Consider the following 4,272-nt stretch of genomic DNA (forward strand, 5'->3'; position numbering starts at 1 on the left):
AACTACGCCCCGAGGGATTTTCACCCTAGATATGTGGCATGCCCGCCACACATGAAAAAAGACATCTATGTGTCTTTTATGTGCCTTTTTAATACTGTATATAGAATAAAACAATTGCTTATCTATGAAACTTCCTGTATATATTATCAAATGATAGGTTACTTATCTATTAAGCTTCTACATAGTTCAATCAACTTCATTTATGATCTACTTTTCTTTCTTTGAATGCTTCCGCATCTTTTTTCCGATATAAACGACGAGAAATTACAAAACCTTTATGGCTCTTAAATTGCTTGTTTAGAAAATCATAATACGCTCCCGGTGAGATGATACCACTTAAATCAAATAAATTTAAACCAATGACACTTAATATATTCGCCATAAAGAAGACACAATTACTGGAAACAACAAAAAATGTTTTCAGCTTTCCTTCTTTAATTTTATAAAACTTTGCACCTGGGGATGTTCGTGTTACCCGGCTGATATAATCATCACAAGGACCCTGATAAGGCAATCCCTTGCGTTTTAAATCTTCATCACTGTAAAAATCTTCAAAGGTCCCAAAAACCTCTAACAAACGATCATTTAGACGTTTTTTCTGCTCTTCGTCTAAAGCAATGCCAAAGCTGATCAGCGTCTTATTTTCATTTTTTAAACAATTATAAATATATGGATTACGATCAGCCATTAAAACAACGCCATCCCCCATCGTGCCAAAGAGATGACGGTTATGGGGATCATAACAACCATACGATATCACAAAGCCACGATAGATTAAATCCGCATGTCCTAACATAGCAGGTCCACTAGGTGCCAGATGAATAAGCACTTCCATATCTACAGGAATATCTTCCTTTATCTCATCAAATTGTTCTTTGATCTGATCCTCTTTGTCTTTATTCAACAAAGTCCTCATAAGATGAGGCGGAATGATGACCGACATGAATGGCGGTACTGCTAATCGTAGCTTTTGATCCAGCTTTTCACCACTTCCCTGTGGAATAATCTCGCGCACCATATCCAACAAGGTATTTCCCCCATAAATTAAAAAATACAGACCGGTAACCACATTGATAATGTCGTTATGATGAAAAGGATTACCAATCAAATAAAAGCTCATGCATAAATCACCTAACAAAAACAGAATGCGAAAGAAGGATATGGTTAAATGATCTTTGATACGAATGTATAAAACAATGATCTTAACAATGGCATGCAATAAGATCCAACTGCCCACAATACGTGGCAGAATGGAATAAAATGCCCGTGGCAGTGCTAATGAGAAAATGATAGCAATACACCAAATGATAATATCTAAAAGCTGAGAGAAGCGTTTTTCAATACGGCGAAAGTTGATTAGCAAGTTGATTAATTTCAAGATGGCTACTGCGGATATACCAATAACTAAGGTTGTATACAGCCAATTCCATACGGTCAAAGATTCGACAACAAAAGAGCATCCAAGCACGCAGAAAAAGACGCCTGTTAATGCCATTGTTACATAATTGAACTGCTTTTTCAACATGCCTTTTACCTCCCTATATTTTTTAATTATAACAAGAACTATTGTTTTCGTAAACTGCCTTTCTTTCTGTATATGAATCTACCTTTTTTTATATATGAAAATGACTATTGTATCAGCACTTTGTTTACCGTATAAAAGCCATTCCATTCACCAGATAAAGCTTTGAAATTATTGCGTCTTTTATAATACAGCCTTAGGATATCTGGATACTGAAAGTAAAAAAGATACGAATGATCGATTATCAGACGTATCCTATACGTATTATACACTCATCATTTCAGGATCATCCTGTACGAGTGTTTCAAATTGATCCACTGGAACCGGTTTAGAGAATACATATCCTTGAATAGCATCACATTCCATACTTTTTAACAACTCTACCTGTGGTATCGTTTCTATCCCTTCGGCAATTGTTTCCATTCCTAATTTCTTAGCTAAACTGATAACTGTTTCAACAATGTCTTCTCCACGTTTATCATTTTCACTACTGAAGGAAACACGATCAAGTTTTAGAATATCCACAGGAATCTCTTTGAGCACATTTAAGGATGAATAGCCACTGCCAAAATCATCCATAGAACATTTATAGCCATATTTATGAATTTCATCTATAATGGTTTTTAACATTTCCAAATTCTCAAATACAACTATCTCTGTCAATTCTATTTCAATATACTGATCCGGTATTTCATATTTTTGTTGTATCTTTCGATATTCTTCTAAAAAGTTTGGATGATGAAGATGATTTCTTGATAAATTTACTGATATCGGATGAACGATTTTCCCTTCATCGATCCATTTACGTAAGATCTTACATACAACTTCAAAAACATACATATCAAGTTTAATAATAAAATCATTTTTCTCAAAGAAAGGGATAAAGTCATCTGGTGGAATCAAGCCTTTTTCTGGACTGTCCCATCTTACTAAAGCCTCTGAGCCAATAATCTTACCCGTCTTTAAACTAACCTTAGGTTGTAGATATATGATAAATTCTTCTTCATCCAGAGCCTTTTCCATCATGTTTTCCATTTCTTTTTCTTTCAGCAACATCTGATGTTCTAAGTCATTATAGAAAACAATATTACATAGATAATAGTTTGGAATATTTTTATTTGTCTTACGCGCTATATTGGCCTTATCACGTACGACGATTAATTCCTGTGCATCATCTTTTACAATATAACAGCCACAAGATAATGGAATATAATAAGGAAGCTGACGCTCTTGATTATATTTATTAATCTCATCCGCGATGCTGTGTAAACGTTCCTTAATCTTCCCTTCATCAATCGTATGCAAATAAATATTAAAGTTATCCGCATTGACGCGGGTAACAAATTCATCCTTAGCTAAATGTTTCTTGATACACACATATACATGTCGTAATACTTTATCGCCATTTTCACTGCCAAAGCTGGCATTAATTAATTTAAATTTACGCAAATCTAAGGATATAAAAGTATATGGTACAAAGTCTTTCGCTCGATCTAAGAGTTCTTTTTCGAACCGTACTTGCGTAAATCCTTGTGTGATAGGATCAATATAGGCGATATTTGTTATTTCTTTATTCTTTTTATTCGATGTGTACAGTAAAAACGCAATGAAGATAAAGAATACAACCGCTATGCCTAAAGCGAGAACGGCGATTGCAAGACTGATGAAATTTTGAATATTCTGACTATACATCGTAGAAGGTACGATGGATAAAAGATACCAATCACAATTATCTAATGGAGTATAAGTGAGTGTTCGCATATTATCGCCATTTACCTTAAACGTAATGGTACCTTTTTTATGATTAGCAATATCTTGACAAAACTTTTGGAATTACATTGAAGATGTAATTTCAGCTTTTGCTGGAAGGTGTTCAAAAAGTTATCACCATCAATTAATGCATTTTTATTTTTGGAATGTAAAATATAATCACCATTTTTCGCTATGATATGTGAAAACCCGGTACCTGAAAATGATTCTGTATTCAGCAATAATTTCATGGTTTCAGGTGGTATTCATCCTACGATTGCGCTAATATTATTATCCTTTCCTTTATAAGGTACTGCATAAACAGCCCCTTTTTCATCAAAAATTTTCAACAGCTTATCGCTTACACTCACTTGCCCATGCATAGCTTTTGCTACACAAGTTAGTTGAGATACATCTTTTAAAGGATGGTTCTTCACCTTTAGCATTCCCTTATGATCAACAGTGCCAATCCATTCAAAAGCTCCACCTTCATAAGCATCATAAAGATACGCTTCATAAGCGGATTCATCCAGATATGCTAAAGAGTTCGATAGCGTTGCTAAGTAAGAAAAATTTGTTTCGACACGTTGCGTCACTTTGTAAGAAGTTTGTTGTGATATTTCATGGAGATAATTATTAACTTCTGTGTTTACGATATCTTTTCCTTTTTGCGTAAGTAAAAAAGATAAACTAATGATAAAAACAATAATTACTACTGTCGAAAAGCCCATCATCTTTCTTTGCTTCTTATTCATCCATATATTTTTTAGCATATTTTTCCTTCAATAACCACACAATTTTTCAGTATACCATAGCAAAAGCAGAAATGTAAAAAATATAACACTTTTTATAACCACTTTTAATCCAAAACTATAAAATATCGTTAAAATATTAAGAATCATTTGGTTATCTTTTTGATTTATGTATACGTAAATACCCTTTGCATAAAGAATGATACTATTCTAAATATATCCAGGTCCCATCGTGTCATTGTATAGAAG

Annotated in this window: 3 protein-coding genes; all 3 read right to left on the minus strand. The window is 33.6% G+C overall.

Going from position 1 to position 4,272, the window contains the following annotated elements; genetic code table 11:
• Positions 1-196 precede the first annotated feature (196 nt).
• Positions 197-1,525, minus strand: a complete 1,329-nt coding sequence (locus AC1VS3_RS12735; protein WP_008690060.1) for a hypothetical protein — start codon at positions 1,523-1,525, stop codon at positions 197-199.
• Positions 1,526-1,786: 261 nt separating this feature from the next.
• The gene (locus AC1VS3_RS12740) at positions 1,787-3,283 is read right to left on the minus strand and encodes a putative bifunctional diguanylate cyclase/phosphodiesterase (RefSeq protein WP_119957640.1); all 1,497 of its coding nucleotides are present in this window, start codon (positions 3,281-3,283) and stop codon (positions 1,787-1,789) included.
• 254 nt (positions 3,284-3,537) lie between these two features.
• Positions 3,538-4,044, minus strand: a complete 507-nt coding sequence (locus AC1VS3_RS12745) for a hypothetical protein (protein ID WP_008690062.1) — start codon at positions 4,042-4,044, stop codon at positions 3,538-3,540.
• Positions 4,045-4,272 lie beyond the last annotated feature (228 nt).

The organism is Longicatena sp., assembly GCF_982403165.1.